Origin of the sequence: Desulfacinum hydrothermale DSM 13146 (assembly GCF_900176285.1) — a bacterium.
In the GTDB taxonomy this organism is placed as follows: Bacteria; Desulfobacterota; Syntrophobacteria; order Syntrophobacterales; family DSM-9756; genus Desulfacinum; species Desulfacinum hydrothermale.
On record NZ_FWXF01000009.1, the window covers coordinates 61874 to 79733 of the forward strand.

The following is a 17860-nucleotide window of genomic DNA, read 5'->3' on the forward strand; positions in this document are numbered from 1 at the left end:
GCGGGCGCTGGTCTGGTTTGTTCATGGATGGAATCGCCCATGCACGTTACGGGGCCATATCCTTGATGCGCCGCAGCGCCTCCGCCAAATCCAATGCCCCCGTGTAGAGGGCCCGCCCCACGATGACCCCTTCCAATCCCATTGGAACCAGGGGCAGCAGCGCCTCGATATCCTCCCATCCGGACACGCCCCCTGAGGCGATCACCGGTGTGGAAACGGACCGGCACAGCTCGGCGGTGGCCTCCAGGTTGACGCCCGATTGCATCCCGTCGCGGTGAATGTCCGTGTAGATGATGGCGGCCAGGGGAAGGGTCTCGAACCCGCGGGCGAAGTCGACCGCCCGCAGATCGGTGGTTTCCGTCCATCCCTCCACGGCCACCCGGCCGTTGCGCGCGTCGATGCCCAGCGCGACCCGTCCTGGAAACCGGCGGCAGGTTTCCTCCACCATCTTGGGATTCCGGGTGGCGGCGGTTCCCAGGATGACCCGCCGGACTCCCAGGTCCAAATAGACGGCCGCCGTTTCCACGCTTCGGATACCTCCGCCCAGTTGCACCGGGATCTTGACCGCCTGGACAATGGCAGCCACCACCTCACGGTTCTTGGGGCTCCTGGCAAAAGCGCCGTCCAGGTCCACCACGTGAAGCCATGGGGCTCCCTGATCTTGCCACCGAAGCGCCACTTCCACCGGGTCCGTGCCGTAGACGGTGGCCTTGTCCATGCGCCCTTGCATGAGGCGCACACAGCGTCCCTCTTTCAAATCAATGGCCGGAAAGACAATCATGGAATCGCGTACTCCCTATGGCCGTGGCTGTCTCTGTGATGGGCTGGTTCCTTGTTGCACCTGGTGCTTTTCCAGGAGGGAACGGAGCGGCGCCGGGGGCTTGAGCACCCGTCGTTGGGCGTCCACGCAGACGTGCACCGTATAGCCTTCGGCGATGGGCCCATCGGGTCCGTTCTTCCTTATGGTGTAGTCGAAGCGGAGCCGGGCCGGCCCGGAAAAACGAAAGCGCGTTTCGATCTCCAAGAGGTCGTCGTAGAAAGCCGGCTTGAAATACCGGCAGTGGGCTTCGATGACCGGCAGGAAGATCCCGTCCTCCTCCAACCTTCGGTAGCTGGTTCCCAAGGTTCGGAACCATTCCGCCCGACCCACCTCGAACCAACGCATGTAATTGCCATAGTAGGCCTGGCCCATGGCGTCCGTATCGCCGTATAAAACGCGCAGGGTGGCTCTTGCATCGGTCATGTCCACATTTCCCCCCAGCAAAACCGGATGCAGCATCTCGATCCTGGGCCTCCTGGCTAGATGGAACCCACGAGGCGCTCAAAAAGCTCCGGCCCACTGGAAAGGTGAAGGCCGGTCTGCGAGGCTGCTTTTTCGTGAAAGTGCACCTTTGCGGCAGGGCCCGCCGACGCTTCCAGACGCCCTCGAAAGAGCGCAAAAAGCGAAGGATCCCCCACATGGGTCCGCACATGCAAAGGCGTTAGATGATCGGCCGCCACCAACACATGCACGAGCCCCTTGCCCTCAAGACCCCGAAGAATCGGTCCCACCACCTTGGCATCGAAGTCTTCAATGGCCCGAATCTTCTTTTCCAGGCTGCCTTCGTGGGAGGCCTCGTCGGGAGCCTCCACGTGGACGAAAACCAGGTCCCCATCTTCCAGGGCGCCCAGGGCCGCCTCCACCTTTCCCTGGTAGTTGGTGTCCAGGTAGCCGGTGGCTCCGGGCACCTCCACGGGCTCCAAGCCGGCATAGACGCCCAGTCCCTTCAAGAGGTCCACGGCTGAGATCATGCTCCCGGCGAGGCCGAAGCGCTCCTGCAGGGTGGGCATGGAGGGGGCTCGGCCCTGTCCCCACGGCCACACGGCGTTGGCCGGGCGTCGACCTTGGGCCACTCTCCTGGCGTTGACCGGATGGGCGGCCAGGATCGCCGCCGCCCGAGCGACGAACCGTGAAAGCACCTCCACCTGGTCATAGACCCTGGCGTATGGATCCGAAGGCTCTCCCAAGATGTCGTGCGGTGGCGTGGTCGGCAGAGAGTCGTCCCCGTGGTCCCAGACCAAAAGATGGCGGTAGCTCACGCCCGCATGGAGGGTGAGCGGCAGCCCGTCGCAGGCCTCCTGCAAGGCGTTCACCAGTTCCCGGGCTTCCTGGGTCGTGATGTGTCCCGCCGAGTGATCGCCCATGCGTCGTCCGCCCCGGCCGTCGTCTTCCAGGTACACCAGGTTGCATCGGAAGGCCACCTGGTGGGGATCCAGCGAGACGCCCAGGCTGGCGGCTTCCAGCGGGGCGCGGCCGGTGTGGTAGACGGCCGGATCATAGCCCAGAAGGGCCATGTTGGCGATGTCGCTTCCCGGTTCCATCCCCGGGGGAATGGTTTGGACGCGCCCCATCTCGCCCATACCGGCCAGCCGGTTCATATGGGGGGTGTGGGCCGCCTCCAGGGGAGTCTTTCCCCCCAGGGATGCCACGGGCGTGTCGCCCATTCCGTCTCCGATCAAGATCACAATCTTTGGATGCATACTTATCTGCCCTTACTCGGGTTCCACGTCGTTGTTGGGCGTGTCTTCAATCCGGATGATGCGGGTGGGGCCACGGACGATATCCAATCGGTCGATGGCTTGCAACGACCGTCGAACGGCCTCCTCCTGCGCCTCGTGGGTGAGCATGACAATGGGAACGGCCCCTCCCACTTGCCGACCCTTTTGAATCACCGCCGCGATACTGATGGCGTTTTCCCCCAGGATGCCTGAGATTTTGGACAACACCCCGGGGCGATCCACGGCCGAAAAGCGAAAGTAGTATCGGGTCACCACCTCTTCCATGGGCCGGACGGGGGTGTCCTGCGTCCTTTCAGGGAGAAAAGAAAGCGGCGGCACGCGGTTGATTCCCCCCGAGGTGAGATCCCGTGCGATGTCCACCATGTCGGCCACCACGGCGCTTCCGGTGGGCATCATGCCGGCACCGAGGCCGTAGAGCATGATGTTTCCCACCGCGTTGCCGTGCAGATGCACGGCGTTGTAGGCACCTCGGACACTGGCCAGAACGTGGGAAGAGGGAATCAGGGTGGGATGCACGCGCATCTCCAACTGCCCGTTCACATGCCGTCCAATGGCCAGCAACTTGAGCTGGTAGCCGAACTCCGAGGCAAACTGCACGTCCAGCGGGTCGGTATGTCGGATCCCCTCCACGTAGACCTGGTCGAACTGGATGGGAGTGCCGAAGGCCATGGCGCCGGCAATGGCCAATTTGTGGGCCGTATCGATGCCGTCCACATCCAAGGTGGGATCGGCTTCCGCATAACCCCTTTCCTGGGCCTCACGAAGAGCCTCCTCAAAGCCGAGCCCCTCTTCGGTCATGCGGGTCAGGATGTAATTGCCGGTCCCGTTGAGAATGCCAAAGATGGTATCCACCCGGTTGGCGGCAAGCCCTTCTCGAATGGACTTGAGAAGTGGAATGCCACCCGCCACGGAGGCCTCAAAGCCGATGCAACACCCCCGCCGGGCGGCATGGGCGAAAAGTTCGTTGCCGTGATGGGCCAAGAGGGCCTTGTTGGCCGTCACCACGTGTTTGCCCTGGTCCAGAGCCTGCAAGATGAAGGTCCGGGCCGGCTCCAACCCTCCGATAAGCTCCACCACGATCTGTATGTGGGGATCTTCCAGGATGTCTCGCACGTTGGTGGTGAGCTTCTCCCGTCCCACGGACACCGGCCGGGGGGAATCCAGGTCCAGATCCGCCACACGAACCAATTCCAGGGGGAATCCGAGACGCGCCTGAATGGCGGAAGCGTTTTCTTCAAGAACGCGGATCACCCCGCAGCCCACGGTGCCCCATCCGATCAAACCCACGCGAACCGATTCCATTTGTCCGTCACCACTCCTTATCACCTGGAAGATTGCAACCTGTCGCCTCTCCCGTGCGGGTTCAGCATCCTTGCAAAGGAAACCCGCGCCCTTTGGCAGCAATGGATGAAGATCCTACTTCCCAAACGATCGACCCTAAAACGCCCTGACGTGCATCCCCTTGGTGCGTCTCCATGGACGTTCCAAGGCTCTGAGCATCAGGGCAAAAGTGAAGCGAAGCCTATTGAAGCCCATTGCCAGGCGCTGGCCTCTAAACCGGTTTCCGGGTAGGCCCTAGCCGTTTTGCAGGGCCTTGCGAATCCCCCGCACGGCCTGCCGGATGCGCATCTCGTTTTCCACGAGCGCAAAGCGCACATGGTCGTCGCCGTATTCTCCGAATCCCAGGCCCGGCGACACCGCCACCTTGGCCTTCTCGATGAGAAACTTGGAAAAGGCCACCGATCCCATGGACCGAAAGGCTTCCGGGATGGGTGCCCACACGAACATGGTGCCCTTGGGCTTTTCCAGGGGCCAGCCCGCGCGATTCAGTCCATCCACCAGAACGTCGCGCCGGGATTGGTAGATGTCCACGATTTCCTGCACGCAGGATTGATCTCCGTTGAGGGCGATGATGGCAGCGATCTGGATGGGCTGAAAGATGCCATAATCCAGGTAGCTCTTGAGGCGGGTGAGCGCCGCGACCATCTCGGGATTTCCCACGCAAAAGCCCACACGCCATCCCGCCATGCTGTAGCTTTTGGACATGGAGAAAAACTCCACCGCCACGTCCTTGGCCCCCGGTACCTGCAGAATGCTCGGGGCTCGGTAGCCGTCGAAGGTGAGATCGGCATAAGCCAAATCGTGGATCACCATCAGGTGGTTGTCCCGGGCGAAATCCACCACCTTTTGAAAGAAATCCATGTCCACCACGGCCGTGGTCGGGTTGTGGGGAAAAGAGATGATGAGCATCTTGGGCCGTGGCCAGGTCTGCTTGGTGGCAATGAGAAGGTCCTCAAAAAAGTCGCGACCGGGTCCGATGGGAATGGAGCGCAAATCGCCGCCGGCGATAATCACCGAGTAGGGGTGAATGGGGTAGGTGGGGTTGGGGGAAAAGACCACGTCCCCGGGACTCACCAGAGCCAGCACCAGATGCGACAGCCCCTCTTTGGCTCCGATGGTCACCACCGCTTCCGATTCCGGATCCAGATCCACCTGGTAGCGCCGCTTGTACCAATCGCAAATGGCATGGCGAAGCTTGGTGATCCCTTTGGAGGCCGAGTAGCGGTGGTTGTGGCCCTTTCGAGCCGCCTCCACCAGCTTTTCCACGATATGGGGCGGCGTGGGCAGGTCGGGATTGCCCATACCCAGATCCACGATGTCTTCTCCCGCGCGGCGTCGCTCCATCTTCAGGGCGTTCACCTGGGCGAAGACGTAGGGCGGCAGGCGCCGCATCCGGCTGAACTGCTCGATTTGGAACGTCATGTGTCCACCTCCCGAAGGCAAAATCAGACGCTATCTCAGGCGCCTTGAGATGTCAAAGCAAAGGACCAGGGCTTCGTCCAGACGCTGCGTGGACCGCTGGTGGGCGTCCTGGAGATCCCTGTGACGTCGGACCGCATCGTGGAGCGCGCGCAGCAGGGGTTCGGCGCTCCCTTCCTTTTGGCACACCAAAAAGACATCCACGGTCGCCGTTAGCGCCTGGCGGACGATGGTTTCCGGTTCGAACCGCCCCCGCACTGCCTCCATATCCAAATCGTCTGTAAAAAGAATTCCGCGGAAACCCAGCTTGCCGCGAAGCACATCCCTGTTGACGGCCGGAGACAAGGTCCCGGGCCACTGAGCGTCCCAGCATCCGTAAACGGCATGGGAGGTCATGACGCCTGCCACGCCGGCCGCCACGGCCCCACGGAATGGCTGAAGATGGCGGTCCATCTCCTGGGCCGACAAGCCACTCATGACCGGCAGATGGTCATGGGGATCCAGCCTGGCGGGTCCCAGACCGGGAAAATGCTTGGCCACCGCCAGCACACCCGAGCCCTGTTGGGTTCGGATCCAGCGCTGTCCCAAATCCGAAACCCGTTGTGGGTCGGGTCCCAGGGATCGGGTGCCTAGAAAATGTTTGTGCGGCTCTTCGACCAGGTCCAGCACCGGAGCAAAATTGACCGAGATCCCCAGTTGGCGAAGCCGTCGCGCGGTTTCCCCCACCGAGCGCTCCAGGATATCCGGACCGGCTGCGGCCAATTCTGCCGCCGAAGGGGCCCGTCCGAGGATCTCCCTCAGGCGCTGTACCGTACCTCCTTCCTCGTCGATGGCCCAAAGCAGCGGCCGGTGGAGTTCCTCCCGGGCCCATGAGGAAATGTGCTCCGTGAGGGCCTTCAGTTGTTCCTCGCTTTCGATGTTTCGCCTGAAGAGCACCAGCCCGCCGGGGCGAAGCGTTTTGAGCCGATAGCGAAGTTCCTCGTCAAAGCTGGTTCCCTGAAAGCCGAGGAACAGATGCCGTCCCACGCGATCAAGAATGGCGGTGTCCAAACTCGACATGGAAAATCCCCCACGGGCGCTTGGGACGCAGCGGTTCAGGGAGCTTACCGGAAAAGGCTGTGGATGCATCCTTTTCGCTGCGTCAAAAAAGTCAGTTAATGAGATTGAATCCCATCTGTCAAGGATCAGCGTGGTGAGGCACAGCCAGGAGCCTTTCCGAAAACGACTGGGTTGCTCCCTTGTTGTACGGACGGATACTCGGGGCACCCAGCCGGAGCCGTGCTGCCGGCCTGGCGTTTCAGCAGGAGGGGCGGGGTCCGCACCCGCCCCAAAAGGCTCCAAAAGAGCCATAGGGCACAGTGGAATTGCAACCAGTTGGAAACCTCCCGAAAGGCTGTAAGGCCGTTGTGGGACAAGCTTCCAGACCCCCATTCCATGGACCGCTTGACACTGCCCGGTCCCTGTCGGTAGGAGCGATAGGGGAGGGGCCCACGCCGAGCGATGGGAGCTCGGCCGAAAAGGCCCAGGTTGATTGTTTCTTGGGCGGACGGACGGGTGGGGCTCCCCGGCGGGCCCGTGCCGCCCGCTTGACCTTGCGACGCATTCGCTTGAGGACGCACAAATGAGGTCCCCAGGACGGCCTGGTAGCCCGAAACCTTTTTGGACACCCCCCGGCGACAGTGCCCGGGAAGGTCCAAGCCCATGGCTCGGGCCCGGTTTTTGCCCGCGAAGGAAACCCTGGGAGGTGCCCATGGAAAGGAGATCCGCTCCGTGAAGGCCATGATTCTGGCAGCGGGTTTCGGTCATCGCCTGCGGCCCTTGACGCTGGTCCGGCCCAAGCCCCTTTGTCCCGTGGGCAATGTGCCTTTGGTCGATGATTGGATCCGCCGGCTCGCTCGGGCCGGCATTTCGGAGATCGTCATCAACGCCCATCACCTGGCGGATCGCCTGGAAGCCCATCTAAGAAGCACCCAGTGGCCGGTGCCCGTCCACCTCCTTCGCGAAGAGAAGATCCTGGGAACGGGAGGCGGTCTTCGAAATGCCCTGCCGCTACTGGGAGATGATCCCTTTTTGGTCGTCAACGGAGACATCGCTTGCGATCTACCCATTGGGGAACTGATGCGCCGTTACAGAAACTCCGGGGCTCCTGCGCTGTTGGTTTTGTGCCGCACGGGAACGTTTGATTCCGTCCTGGTAAACCAGTCGGGAGACCGCATCCAGGCGTTTACCCAAGGTCGCTCAGAAGAAGGGAAAAACGGCAAGACCTTTCGGCCTCTTTGGACCTTTACCGGGGTGCACGTGATTGACCCCCATCTTCTCAAGGCCCTGCCCGCGGGAAAGCCTTTCCACATCATCCCTGTCTATGAGCGCCTGATCCAGGCCAAAAATCCTCCGGCCGCCTGGTGCCTCCCCAACCTCTGGTGGCGGGAAATCGGCTCCGTGGAAGCCTACTGGGCCCTCAACCGGGAATGCATGCAACGGACCGCCGGCCCACTCATACCGGACGGCACCGTGCGTGGCCGGGTGCTCATCCATCCGACCGCCCGGGTGGACCACCCCGTTTATTTCGAGGACACGGTGGTCATTGGGCCCCGGTGCCACGTCGGCAGGGAAGCCCATTTGCGGGATGTGATCCTGTGGGAAGATGTGCGGGTGGCCCCCGGGGTCTCCCTGAAAGGATGCATCGTGACCGACGGCATCCACGTTCCAAAAGACCAGAGCCAGGCGATCCTTCTTCCCGATGGAAAGGCGCCCCTAGTTCTGTGACGACCGAATTCGGCGGGAGATGGCATGGATGCCGGTGTGATCCAAGACAATAGGATCCCAAGGGAGGACAAGGCGCGCCTCGCGTCCCTGCTGTCGGAAAGGGGCGAGTGGGCCTCGTGCTCCCGTGTGGAGCCACTGGCCGGGGACGGCTCGGACAGGCGTTTTTACCGCGTTCACCTCAATGGCCGGAGTCTCATCGCGCTCATCTCCCAGCGGTCGGGTGCGGATTTGGACGAAGTGGACTCCATGTGGCTCATCGGCCGCCACCTGGCGTCCAAAGGTCTGCCGGTCGCTCGCATCCTGGCGGCCCGCCTGGACGATGGGGTCTTTCTGCTGGAGGACCTGGGGCGCGTCCACCTCCACGACATGGCGAGGCGTTTCGCATCCTCTGCGCGCATCCAGGGGCTCTACCGCAAGGCCGTGGAACTCCTGGCGCGCCTCCACCGCACGGCGCCGGATGGATTTTCTTCCGAGTGGTGTTTCGATACGCCCCAATACACGCCCCAATTCGTCCTGAACCGGGAGCTCCTCTATTTTCAGACCTCCTTTCTCCAATCGTTTCTGGGACTGGAAGCCGCAGACCTGGGACTTTCCCAGGACTTTCAGGCCCTGGCCGAACGAGCGGGAGAGGAGCGGGGGGGACTCGTTCTGCACCGGGATTTTCAAAGCCGAAACCTCATGGTCCACCGGGGATCCCTGTGGGTGATCGATTACCAGGGAATGCGTCTGGGGCCGCCGGAATATGACCTGGCGAGCTTGCTGCTCGACCCCTACGTGATGCTTCCCGATCGCGTTTGGCAGCCCCTGGCGGAGCTGTACTGGGAAAGGGCGCGCCCCATTCTCGGCCGATCCCGCCATGTCTTCTGGGAACGCTTCCAGACTCTTGCCCTGTGTCGGTGTCTGCAGGCTCTGGCGGCCTACGCCTTCTTGGGCAAAGAAAAGAAAAAGAGTGGCTTTCTGGAACATATCCCGGCGGGGTGGCGCCGGTTGAACCAACTCCTCCAAGGGCCCGCTGGGCGCACGGTGCCCGCGTTTCGAAAGCTGATACGGCGGATCACATCCCATGCCCCCAGCATGGAGCGCATCCAACGCCCGCGCTGAGATCCCGATGTCCACACCCCTTCCGCCTTCGGGTATGGGGTGTTACAGGCCGTTCCTTCCCGGGCCGGGTTGTTCGGCGGCGGAGCTGTCCCAAAATTGCTTTTGCTCGGCTTTCACCAGATCGAAGAGCGGTTCGTAGGCACTCCTTTCCTCAGCCGTGAGGCCGGGTGTCTTCTCGAAAGCATCCTTCAGGAACCTTTTGCGGTGGCCCACAAAAGCAAGGGTTTCTCCCTCCTTTTCGTCCAAAAGCCGATTCAGCACCTGGGCTGTAAAGGCATTTCGCGCCCCGAGAGCCCGGTCCTTGGCCTCGTCAGTGGCCTCCACCTGGAAGGCGTGGATGAGTTCGTAGTCGAAGTTCACGCCCGGATACCGGGGAATCCGCTCTTTGATGAGTTGGATGGGTGTGTTCATCATGTCCGTTGATACGGCAAAATCCACATCGCCCACATAGGGATAGACGCCCACCAGGTCCCCGGTCTCGGAAAGAACCTCCCCGAAGATCCCATCCACAAAGTGGAGGGGAAGGCCGGGATGACGGAGGGCATAGAGCAGAGCTCCCAGTTTTCCCACATCCCCTCCGCGTCGGAGCACGTGTTCCTTTTGTTCCAAGAGGAATTGTTCCGTCAAAAGCTCTCCCGAAGTGCGCATGTGGATCAGGGTGCTGAACCAGATCGGGTTTTCATCCAGGGCCAGGACGGCCGGTGAGGCCTTTTCCAACAATGTGGCGACCCGTTCCAGGAGATCCATGCCCCTTTGCGTGCCGATGGCCAAAAGCCTTCCAATGCCCATCATCCGTTCCTTTCTTTTTCGGACTGGATTGCGCTCGCCCCCCCGTGGGTCTTTTTGCTATGAAGAGAGGAGACGCACAACCGGAGGCTGCCCTTTGCTGCCGGCAGCGGTCAAAAAACGAACCTTCGTTGCGCATCCGAGGAGGTGCCCATGGACGACTCGAGAGAAGCTCTGGTGTGGGGAGCGTTCGTAGCGGATTCCCTGGCCCTGGGAGCACACTGGATCTACGACCCTGAGGTGATCCGTGAACGTTTTGGAACCGTGGACCGCCTTCTGGAGCCCTCGCCCGATTCCTACCACGCAGGCAAAAAGCGCGGAGCCTTCACCCACTACGGGGACCAAACCCTGGTCCTGCTCGAATCCATGGCTCAAACGGGCGGCACCTTCGATCTGGACGACTTTTCCACAAGGTGGCGCCGATTGTTCCAAGACTATCATGGCTATGTGGACAAGGCCACTCAGGACACGTTGACCAACTTCCAGCAAGGTCACGGTCCCCGGGAATCCGGTTCGTCATCCGCTGATCTGGCGGGAGCCGCCCGGATCGCTCCCATCGTCTATGCCCTGGCGCATGCGCCCTCGTCTTGTCTCATGGCGGCCCGGGAGCAGACCGCCATGACCCACAACCATCCCCAGGTGGTGGAGGCGGCCGCCTTCTTTGCCCTCGCCACCCTCCACATACTGCAGGGACAACGACCCACCCGGGCCCTCATGGAGGCGGCCCAGGAGCTTCCCTTGCCGTCCGAAATGCAAGACTGGCTGCAACAGGGCGTGGAGAGCAAGACGACGGAGACGGTGGAGGCCGTGGGGCGCTTCGGCCGGGCGTGCCCGGTTCCGGCCGCCTTTCCGGCCACCGTTCACATCGTGGCGCGCCATGAAGAGGATTTTCCATCGGCGCTGGTGGCCAACGTCATGGCCGGTGGGGATTCGGCAGCCCGCGGTCTCATCATCGGCATGGTTTTGGGCGCTTACCACGGGCTGAAAGCCGTGCCGGCACCCTGGATGGAGGAACTGAGGGCACGACCGACCATCGCTTCGCACCTTCGGGCCATGGCGAGGGATTGAAAGGGAGACGATGGCCACCTTTCCGCTGGTTCGCCTCGCCTCTTCATGCCCGGCGCGCTTAGGGATCAATGACCCAGGCGCCAGGAAGGATATGAACCTGGGGAAGATGACCGGCGAGTCCTTGACAAAAACGGCAGCGGTCGGCATGAAAGGCACGCGTCTCAGGCCCCCATCAGGGGGGTGCGACGGGCAGGATCCCAAAGAATGAAGCGCCCAGCCCCAGGTGCCAGGTTGCCCTGGGACGTGGGTCGCGCCGTTCTTGCCGGACGGCCGTAGGCGGGAAATGAGCGTGAGAAAGGAGCCTCCATGACCGGTGAAGGAGACCTGGTACTGGTCCACATGGACAACAAGCCGGCTTTTTTTGCCAGGATCGAAAAGATCAGCCCCGATCCCAAACCCCATTGGTGGCAGGTGAAGATGCTCGTGCTGCAGGTGCCTTTGATGGTGGTCACCTGGATCTTGCGCGAAGCCTATATCAACGGTGAAGAATTCACCATGGGCGGCCACCCCATGCGGCTGGTCAAGGTGGAAGCGCCCGCCGAACCGGAACAGGTGGACGATCAGGACGGGCCCGATCCTTCCGCCGAGGATGGCCCGGAGGAGCCCGAAAAAAGGGATACCGGTGGGACGGGCGCCAAGGTGGTATCACTCTTCGATCGCCAACCGAAAAAGCCATGACCCCGGCGCCCTTTGGTCTGCGGGAAGGCTTCCCCTTCAGCCCGCCTCGTACGGGCCGCCTTGGGGCCTTGGAACCGGCAGACCGGCATGGGGGCCGCGTCTTTGATTGCAGCGGCCCAGGAGGCCCTGCCTACATTCCCAGGTAGGCTTCCTTGATCTCTTTACTTTGCAGGAGTTCTTCGGACGGGCCTTCCATGACCAATCGTCCGGTGGCCACCACGTACCCGTAGTGGGAATTGGACAGTGCCAGTTGCACATCCTGTTCCACCAGGAGAATGGCGGTTCCGCGGCTGTTGATCTCCTTGAGGATTTCCACCAGATCATCGACGATCACGGGGGCCAGGCCCAGCGACATCTCGTCGATGATGAGCAGGCGCGGATCGCTCATGAGGCCCCTGGCGATGGCGCACATCTGCTGTTCGCCCCCGGACAGGCTCCCGGCCTTTTGCAAACGTCTTTCCTTGAGGCGCGGGAAGAGCTCATAGACCCTGGCGAGCTCAGGGCGGATATCCTTGTCTTTCCTTCGCCGGAATGCCCCCATCACCAGGTTTTCCTCCACGGTCATCTGAGGAAAAAGACGGCGCCCTTCCGGCACATGGACGATGCCTTTACGGACAATCTCCTTGGGAGGCGTGCGGGTGATGTCTTCTCCCCGAAACAGGATCTGACCCCGGTATGGCCGCATGAGCCCTGATATGACCTTGAGCAGCGTCGATTTTCCCGCACCGTTGGAACCCACCAGAGCGACGATTTGTTTTTCTTCCACCTTCAGGTTCAGTCCCCAAAGGACCTGGACGTCGCCGTATCCCGCATCGAGCTCTTTGATTCCGAGCAGCAATCTCTTTCCTCCTAGTGGGTCAGCTCTTTGAAGCGCTTTCCAAGATAGGCCTTGATCACGTTCTCGTCGTTCAGGACCTCTTCCACCGGTCCGTCGGCGATCTTTTCACCGTGGTGGAGCACAAAAACTCGATCACAGAGGTTCTTGATGGCGCGCATCACATGCTCGATCACCAGGATGGTGATCCCACTGTGGCGAATCTTTTGGATCATCTGGACCGCCTGGTCGATTTCGCCGAAATTGAGCCCGGCCATGACCTCGTCGAAGAGCACCACGTCGGGGGACATGGCCAGCGCTTTGGCCATCTCCAGCCGTTTGCGGAAAGCAACGCCCAGCTGATCGGCACGCCGGTCCTTCTGATCGGCCAATCCCACAAACTCCAGGACTTCTTCCGCCTTTTCCATGGCCTCCTTTGCGCTTCGCCTCTTACCCCGGGCCCCAAACATGGCTCCCACCGCCACGTTCTCCTTGACCGTCATGCCGGGAAACGGCTTGACCACCTGAAACGTCCGGGCGATTCCCATGCGGCCGATTCGATAGGGCTTGAGGCCATGGATCGGCTTTCCCTTGAAGTGGATCTCTCCCTCCGTGGGCGGATAAACGCCCGCGATCATGTTGACGACGGTCGTCTTCCCCGCTCCGTTTGGGCCGATCAGCCCCAGGATTTCGCCTGGATTGAGCACAAAACTCACCTTGTTCACCGCAACCAATCCATCGAAGTGCTTGCTGATACGATTCGCTTGGAGAATGGCCATAGGCTAACCTTCTCAAACACGATGTTTTCGGATGTTTTCCAGGAAGTAAGAGACGTTGAGTTTCCTTTCTGTGATGATATCCATGATTCCTTTGGGAGTGAAAACGATGGCCAGAATGACAATGGTACCGAAAAAGAGGGCATGGGCCACCAGGAAGTGGTCGGAAAGGATTTCCGAGATGACTTCAATGCTGAACGCTCCGAGCAGGGGGCCGAACAATTTCCCCATACCCCCGAATACGGCCATGACGATCATTTTCACCGTGGTGTGCACGGTGAAGGCCGGCTCGGGCTTGATGAATGCCTGCTGATACGCGTAGATGCTTCCGGCAAAACCCGTGAAGAGAGCGCTCAGCGAAAAGGCCATGGTCTTTGCATAGGTGGTATTGATTCCAACAGAATTGGCCGCGTCCTCATCTTCTCTGATGGCAATCAAAGAATAACCGAACTTGGCGTTCAGCAGTATGTAGGTAGTCAGCAGGCAGGCGACCAACGTGGCAAGCATCATGTAAAAGAAAAAATAGTATTGACCCCGCACGGACATATCGAGCATGGGAAGATAAATGCCCGAATTGCCCTCCGTGATCTCCAGATTCTGCACGAGGGCCTTCATGGCCTCGGCCACCCCCAGCGTGGCAATGGCGAAATAGTGACCGCGGAGCCGCAAAACGGGAAGTCCCACCAGAATGGCGAAAACGGCCGCAAGCAGCCCCGAGCTGGCATAGGCCAGGGCAAAGCCGAATCCCGCCTTCTCCATGAGGACGGCGGTGGTGTAGGCCCCAATGCCGAAAAAGACCACGTTCCCAAACGACGCATAGCCCGTGTATCCGCCGATGATGTTCCAGGCGCTTGCCATGATGGCGAACATCAAAATGTCCGTACCGAAGCGGATGATGAAGTTGTTGGTGAAGAGCGGAAAGAGAGCCATGCCGATCAGGATCAATCCGCAGATGAAGAAAGAGCGCAACGCATTGTGCTTCATCTCTAATCAGCTCCTCCCAGAATTCCCTTCGGTCTCAAGATCAAGACCAGGACGAGGATCGTGAAACTGATAAGATTCTCGTAGGTGGACCCGAACCAGGTGCTTCCCATGGCTTCCGCAACACCCAGTGTCAGTCCGCCGAGGATCGGCCCCAACATGCTTCCCAGTCCGCCGATGATGACCACCACAAAGGATTTGAGGGTCAGGATGCCGCCCATCATGGGACTGATGGGAAACAGGATGGACCAGAGGGTCCCCGCCGCTCCGGCCGCGCCCACTCCCAGGCCGAAGGTGAGCGCATAGGTGCGGGCCACGTCGACGCCGACCAGTTGCGCCGCGTCCAGGTCCTGCGCGGTGGATCGAATGGAGCGCCCCAGGTCCGTTCGGTTGAGGATGAAGAAAAAGATGGTGCCGATCACGATCACCAGCATAAAGGCCAGCAACCGGACGGTGGGGATGGTGACCCAATCTCCAAGGGAGAAATTGGAGGCGCCGTAGGCCACCTTCACCTTACGCACATCGGCCGTCCAGGCCACCAGGGCGGCGTTGTTGATGAATATCTCAATGCCGAAGGCCAGGATCAAGGTGATGAAGGCGCTGGCTCGGATGATCAAGTTGATCAGGTACTTCTGGATGCCATAGCCGATCACAAAAAGGATGGAAATGGAAAAGATTAGACTGACAAAGGGATCGATCCCCAACAGGGTGAACAGCCAGTAGGTGGTGAAGGCGCCCAGCATGATAAAGGAGCCGTGGGCGATGTTGATGATGTCCATCACCCCCCAAATGAGGGACATCCCCATGGCCATCAAGGCATAGAGGCCGCCTTTGAGAATCCCGTTGATCACGATTTGCGCTAGCATGCATCACTTCCTTCAAGCAGAGACGATGGATAGGGCCCCGTTGTGCAACCCCGCGGCTTTCGCTGCGCTGTCGGCTCAATCGTTGAGGCCGGATCCAGGGAGCCAGGGACGGCCCTCCGGCCCAGCGCCCGATCGGTACGTTTGTCGGCACCGCCGCCCGCCTTGGGTTCATGGGGCAGGGTGCACACTGACAAACCATGGGAAAGGTGAATCACACGCGCATCCGCGCCGAACGGAGGCCAGCCGGGCCGTTCAGGGCGGACAAGCGCCTTAAAGGCGAACGATCAAGAGGGCTGAAACTCCCCCGGGCCGCAAACCCACTGGTCTGGCGACCGGCGGCCCAGGGGGCTTCGGGGTTGCTATTTCCAGCAAGGGAAGGGATAGACCGGTTCTTTTTCTTTGCTGGGATAGACCTGGTGGACCTCGCCTCCAAGGATCTGGAGAACCACGCTGGTTCCCTTGATCTGGCCATTGGGGTTGAATTCCACGTGACCATAGATGGTGTCCAGGGATATGGAGGCGATGGCGTCCCGAACCTTTTCCGGGTCGAGCGTACCGGCCTTTTCAATGGCCGCCTTCAGGATCGCCACATCCGCGATTCCACTGGCGTTGTGGTAATCCGGATCATAGTTGAATTTTTCCTTAAAAAGCTTAACAAATTCCTGCGTATCTTTATAGAGATACCCCTTGAAGTTCATCTGGGTCGACCAGCTCGCCACGCCGAATATGTGTTCGGCATCCTTTCCCAGCGACTTGCGGAAGTCCGCCTCGGAGGGACCGACCGTCATGCTGATCATCTTGGGGCAGACGTTGAGTTCCTTGGCCTGCTGAGCGAAGTTGAGCGATTCTTCGGTATGGCCCGCGAGCAAAACCACGTCCACCTGCTGGGCCTTGATCTTGGTCAACATGGTATTGAAGTCGCTGGCTCCTTCCGCATACTTTTCATAGAGAGCGACCTGTAAGCCCATCTCTTCGGCCAGCTTCTTGGTTCCTTTGGCAACGCTCACATCAAACTTATCGTCCGCATACAGGATGGCCACTGTCTTGGGAGGTGGGGAAAAAGTTTTCAGCATCTCCAAGGTGGATTTGAAATATTGGCCGGCGGGAGGAAGGGTTCCAAAGATGTACTTGTTTCCTCGGCTGAATATCTTCCCGGAGGCGCCTCCCCCTTCGATCATGGGTATTTTGTAACGCATTGCAACCAGACTGTCGGGGATGGTGATGCCGCTGGAATAGGGCCCCAGCAGGAAATTGACCTTGTCTTCCACAATGAGCTTTTCAACCAGGCGGGAACTTTCCGTGGGATCACTCTTATCGTCATAGTAGATGATCTTCAACTGGTAGGAGTCGTTGCCGACCTTGACACCGCCCGTTTTGTTGATGGTTTCAACGGCCATATCGTAGGCATCGCGGTAGAGCTTTCCGCTGCGGCTCTTGCCGCCGGTAAAGGAGATGGCGCAACCCACTTTGATGACCTTGCCCGCCGCTGATGCAGGAATGGTGTGAAAGAAAGATATCAGACCCAACACCAGGACACCTAATAGCAGATTTCGTCCTAACGCTCTCATGGATTCCTCCTCTTTAAGGTTTCGGACCGATACTGCCTGGTTCATTGTAGGGCTGAGCTCTATTCTGCCAGACTATTCAGAAAGGGTCATGCTGTCAACAAAGAGAATCGCCCAGCCGGAAGGGCCGCCGCGTCCTCCTCTTGGGTTGGGTATGGAATCGTGGGCAATCACAGCCGGGACGCGCGGTGTGTGATGGAAACACCCCGGGAGCCGATCGGGATCGCTGCTTTGCCGCGGGACTTTTGAGATTCACTTGTGAAAAAACAGGGGAGGGTGAGGCAGACGGGCTTTCGAAGGTTCCAAAGAAGCCTTCCAACCGCACCCCCCCCCCGGCACGGCCTTGGGCCTGGACAGCGTGGGAGGCGGCCTTCCGGTGGATCTTTCAGCACATCAAACCCACCAGTGGTCGTTTCCATCAAACCACCAGGCGGTCCAGTCGGTCTTCAGGATCTGCTCCGCCAGCTTCCTTCCCATGTCCGTATGGAGACGCTCCAGCGCATAACGCATCCATTCTTGGGCATAGGTGTTTCCCAGGTCCTTTTGCTGCTTGAGCTCCAGGATGAGATCCAATTGATCCGCATCGTGGGCCAGTCGGGAAGCCTCCGTTTGGCGTGAGCGGTATTCGTCCAGCAGGGCCTCCAGCTCGTCACCGAAGGGGAGGGCAGCGGCCAGGTGGGCCGTCGCTTTCCTTTCGTCCACCTGCACGTATTGCTTGTTGACATAGTTCATGTCGCCTGTTCGGGCTTCCGGTAAATCGTGGAAGAGGCACAGGCAGACCACGCGAAAGGGATCGGGATGGTCCACCAGCCGTGCAAGGCAAAAGCCGATGACGGCGACGCGGAAGGAATGATCCGCCACCGACTCGCGGCCGGTGCCCAGAAATTGAAAGCCCGACCGAGGGGTTTTTTTCAGCATGCCCACCTCGAAAAAGAAGTCGGCCAGTGCGCTCAGGTTCATCGGCTTATCTTGATCGGGTGATTCGGTGGGGTGTGTCACTTTCTTGTCATCCATCAACACGTCGGACATCCTTTCCCTACACCGGCGAGGCGCACGGCTTCTTTCGGTCGCCATGGGGTACGCCGGGACTCCGGTCCCTGCATCCCTTCGGTTCCGTAGACGCGCGCTTGAAATCGGCAG

At 60.3% G+C, this 17860-nt stretch carries 17 protein-coding genes; 4 read left to right on the forward strand and 13 right to left on the reverse strand.

The window, feature by feature from the left end:
* Nucleotides 1–46: 46 nt before the first annotated feature.
* The 6 genes from hisA to B9A12_RS16985 form a co-directional block, all read right to left on the reverse strand.
* Nucleotides 47–781 carry a 1-(5-phosphoribosyl)-5-[(5-phosphoribosylamino)methylideneamino]imidazole-4-carboxamide isomerase gene (hisA, locus tag B9A12_RS09440; protein ID WP_084057640.1) on the reverse strand — a complete coding sequence of 245 codons (735 nt, stop codon included), beginning with the start codon at nt 779–781 and terminating at the stop codon, nt 47–49.
* 15 nt (nt 782–796) lie between these two features.
* Nucleotides 797–1243, reverse strand: a complete 447-nt coding sequence (locus tag B9A12_RS09445; protein WP_084057712.1) for an acyl-CoA thioesterase — start codon at nt 1241–1243, stop codon at nt 797–799.
* A gap of 56 nt (nt 1244–1299) precedes the next feature.
* The gene (locus B9A12_RS09450) at nt 1300–2520 is read right to left on the reverse strand and encodes a cofactor-independent phosphoglycerate mutase (protein ID WP_084057641.1); all 1221 of its coding nucleotides are present in this window, start codon (nt 2518–2520) and stop codon (nt 1300–1302) included.
* A 12-nt stretch (nt 2521–2532) separates the two neighbouring features.
* Nucleotides 2533–3861, reverse strand: coding sequence for a homoserine dehydrogenase (locus B9A12_RS09455; RefSeq protein WP_084057642.1), 1329 nt, complete (start codon nt 3859–3861; stop codon nt 2533–2535).
* A gap of 273 nt (nt 3862–4134) precedes the next feature.
* The gene (gene alaC / locus B9A12_RS09460; RefSeq protein ID WP_084057643.1) at nt 4135–5322 is read right to left on the reverse strand and encodes an alanine transaminase; all 1188 of its coding nucleotides are present in this window, start codon (nt 5320–5322) and stop codon (nt 4135–4137) included.
* A gap of 30 nt (nt 5323–5352) precedes the next feature.
* Nucleotides 5353–6378 carry a glycoside hydrolase family 3 N-terminal domain-containing protein gene (locus tag B9A12_RS16985; RefSeq protein ID WP_170920512.1) on the reverse strand — a complete coding sequence of 342 codons (1026 nt, stop codon included), beginning with the start codon at nt 6376–6378 and terminating at the stop codon, nt 5353–5355.
* A 642-nt stretch (nt 6379–7020) separates the two neighbouring features.
* On the opposite strand from B9A12_RS16985, the gene B9A12_RS09470 reads away from it, so the two are divergent.
* Together B9A12_RS09470 and B9A12_RS09475 are read left to right on the forward strand one after the other, a co-directional pair.
* Nucleotides 7021–8085 (forward strand): nucleotidyltransferase family protein, encoded by a 1065-nt coding sequence (locus B9A12_RS09470; RefSeq protein ID WP_084057644.1) that lies wholly within the window; start codon nt 7021–7023, stop codon nt 8083–8085.
* 24 nt (nt 8086–8109) lie between these two features.
* Complete coding sequence (locus tag B9A12_RS09475; protein ID WP_084057645.1) at nt 8110–9186, forward strand: aminoglycoside phosphotransferase family protein; 1077 nt, start codon at nt 8110–8112, stop codon at nt 9184–9186.
* Nucleotides 9187–9228: 42 nt separating this feature from the next.
* Here the strand turns inward: B9A12_RS09475 and B9A12_RS09480 are convergent, their stop codons facing one another.
* Nucleotides 9229–9975 (reverse strand): hypothetical protein, encoded by a 747-nt coding sequence (locus B9A12_RS09480; RefSeq protein ID WP_084057646.1) that lies wholly within the window; start codon nt 9973–9975, stop codon nt 9229–9231.
* 150 nt (nt 9976–10125) lie between these two features.
* Between B9A12_RS09480 and B9A12_RS09485 the strand changes: the two genes are divergently transcribed.
* Both B9A12_RS09485 and B9A12_RS09495 read left to right on the forward strand, forming a co-directional pair.
* Complete coding sequence (locus B9A12_RS09485) at nt 10126–11040, forward strand: ADP-ribosylglycohydrolase family protein (RefSeq protein ID WP_084057647.1); 915 nt, start codon at nt 10126–10128, stop codon at nt 11038–11040.
* A 306-nt stretch (nt 11041–11346) separates the two neighbouring features.
* Nucleotides 11347–11718 (forward strand): hypothetical protein, encoded by a 372-nt coding sequence (locus tag B9A12_RS09495; RefSeq protein WP_084057649.1) that lies wholly within the window; start codon nt 11347–11349, stop codon nt 11716–11718.
* A 130-nt stretch (nt 11719–11848) separates the two neighbouring features.
* Here the strand turns inward: B9A12_RS09495 and B9A12_RS09500 are convergent, their stop codons facing one another.
* The 6 genes from B9A12_RS09500 to B9A12_RS09525 form a co-directional block, all read right to left on the reverse strand.
* On the reverse strand, nt 11849–12556 hold the full coding sequence (locus B9A12_RS09500) for an ABC transporter ATP-binding protein (protein WP_245802405.1): 708 nt from the start codon (nt 12554–12556) through the stop codon (nt 11849–11851).
* Nucleotides 12557–12567: 11 nt separating this feature from the next.
* Nucleotides 12568–13311 carry an ABC transporter ATP-binding protein gene (locus B9A12_RS09505; protein WP_084057650.1) on the reverse strand — a complete coding sequence of 248 codons (744 nt, stop codon included), beginning with the start codon at nt 13309–13311 and terminating at the stop codon, nt 12568–12570.
* A 12-nt stretch (nt 13312–13323) separates the two neighbouring features.
* A complete protein-coding gene (locus B9A12_RS09510; protein ID WP_084057651.1) occupies nt 13324–14292 on the reverse strand; it encodes a branched-chain amino acid ABC transporter permease in 969 nt (322 codons plus the stop codon).
* Between the two features lie 2 nt (nt 14293–14294).
* Entirely contained in the window at nt 14295–15155 is an 861-nt protein-coding gene (locus B9A12_RS09515) for a branched-chain amino acid ABC transporter permease (protein ID WP_084057652.1), read from the reverse strand.
* Between the two features lie 359 nt (nt 15156–15514).
* Nucleotides 15515–16723 carry an amino acid ABC transporter substrate-binding protein gene (locus B9A12_RS09520; protein WP_170920513.1) on the reverse strand — a complete coding sequence of 403 codons (1209 nt, stop codon included), beginning with the start codon at nt 16721–16723 and terminating at the stop codon, nt 15515–15517.
* A gap of 390 nt (nt 16724–17113) precedes the next feature.
* The gene (locus B9A12_RS09525; protein ID WP_245802406.1) at nt 17114–17734 is read right to left on the reverse strand and encodes an HD domain-containing protein; all 621 of its coding nucleotides are present in this window, start codon (nt 17732–17734) and stop codon (nt 17114–17116) included.
* Between the last annotated feature and the right edge of the window lie 126 nt (nt 17735–17860).

What these genes read in the sequence shown, in the direction of transcription:
- hisA (WP_084057640.1), bottom strand. Translation starts at nt 781, where the DNA reads ATGATTGTCTTTCCGGCCATTGATTTGAAAGAGGGACGCTGTGTGCGC.
- B9A12_RS09445 (WP_084057712.1), bottom strand. Translation starts at nt 1,243, where the DNA reads ATGACCGATGCAAGAGCCACCCTGCGCGTTTTATACGGCGATACGGAC.
- B9A12_RS09450 (WP_084057641.1), bottom strand. Translation starts at nt 2,520, where the DNA reads ATGCATCCAAAGATTGTGATCTTGATCGGAGACGGAATGGGCGACACG.
- B9A12_RS09455 (WP_084057642.1), bottom strand. Translation starts at nt 3,861, where the DNA reads ATGGAATCGGTTCGCGTGGGTTTGATCGGATGGGGCACCGTGGGCTGC.
- alaC (WP_084057643.1), bottom strand. Translation starts at nt 5,322, where the DNA reads ATGACGTTCCAAATCGAGCAGTTCAGCCGGATGCGGCGCCTGCCGCCC.
- B9A12_RS16985 (WP_170920512.1), bottom strand. Translation starts at nt 6,378, where the DNA reads ATGTCGAGTTTGGACACCGCCATTCTTGATCGCGTGGGACGGCATCTG.
- B9A12_RS09470 (WP_084057644.1), top strand. Translation starts at nt 7,021, where the DNA reads ATGGCTCGGGCCCGGTTTTTGCCCGCGAAGGAAACCCTGGGAGGTGCC.
- B9A12_RS09475 (WP_084057645.1), top strand. Translation starts at nt 8,110, where the DNA reads ATGGATGCCGGTGTGATCCAAGACAATAGGATCCCAAGGGAGGACAAG.
- B9A12_RS09480 (WP_084057646.1), bottom strand. Translation starts at nt 9,975, where the DNA reads ATGGGCATTGGAAGGCTTTTGGCCATCGGCACGCAAAGGGGCATGGAT.
- B9A12_RS09485 (WP_084057647.1), top strand. Translation starts at nt 10,126, where the DNA reads ATGGACGACTCGAGAGAAGCTCTGGTGTGGGGAGCGTTCGTAGCGGAT.
- B9A12_RS09495 (WP_084057649.1), top strand. Translation starts at nt 11,347, where the DNA reads ATGACCGGTGAAGGAGACCTGGTACTGGTCCACATGGACAACAAGCCG.
- B9A12_RS09505 (WP_084057650.1), bottom strand. Translation starts at nt 13,311, where the DNA reads ATGGCCATTCTCCAAGCGAATCGTATCAGCAAGCACTTCGATGGATTG.
- B9A12_RS09510 (WP_084057651.1), bottom strand. Translation starts at nt 14,292, where the DNA reads ATGAAGCACAATGCGTTGCGCTCTTTCTTCATCTGCGGATTGATCCTG.
- B9A12_RS09515 (WP_084057652.1), bottom strand. Translation starts at nt 15,155, where the DNA reads ATGCTAGCGCAAATCGTGATCAACGGGATTCTCAAAGGCGGCCTCTAT.
- B9A12_RS09520 (WP_170920513.1), bottom strand. Translation starts at nt 16,723, where the DNA reads ATGAGAGCGTTAGGACGAAATCTGCTATTAGGTGTCCTGGTGTTGGGT.
- B9A12_RS09525 (WP_245802406.1), bottom strand. Translation starts at nt 17,734, where the DNA reads ATGGATGACAAGAAAGTGACACACCCCACCGAATCACCCGATCAAGAT.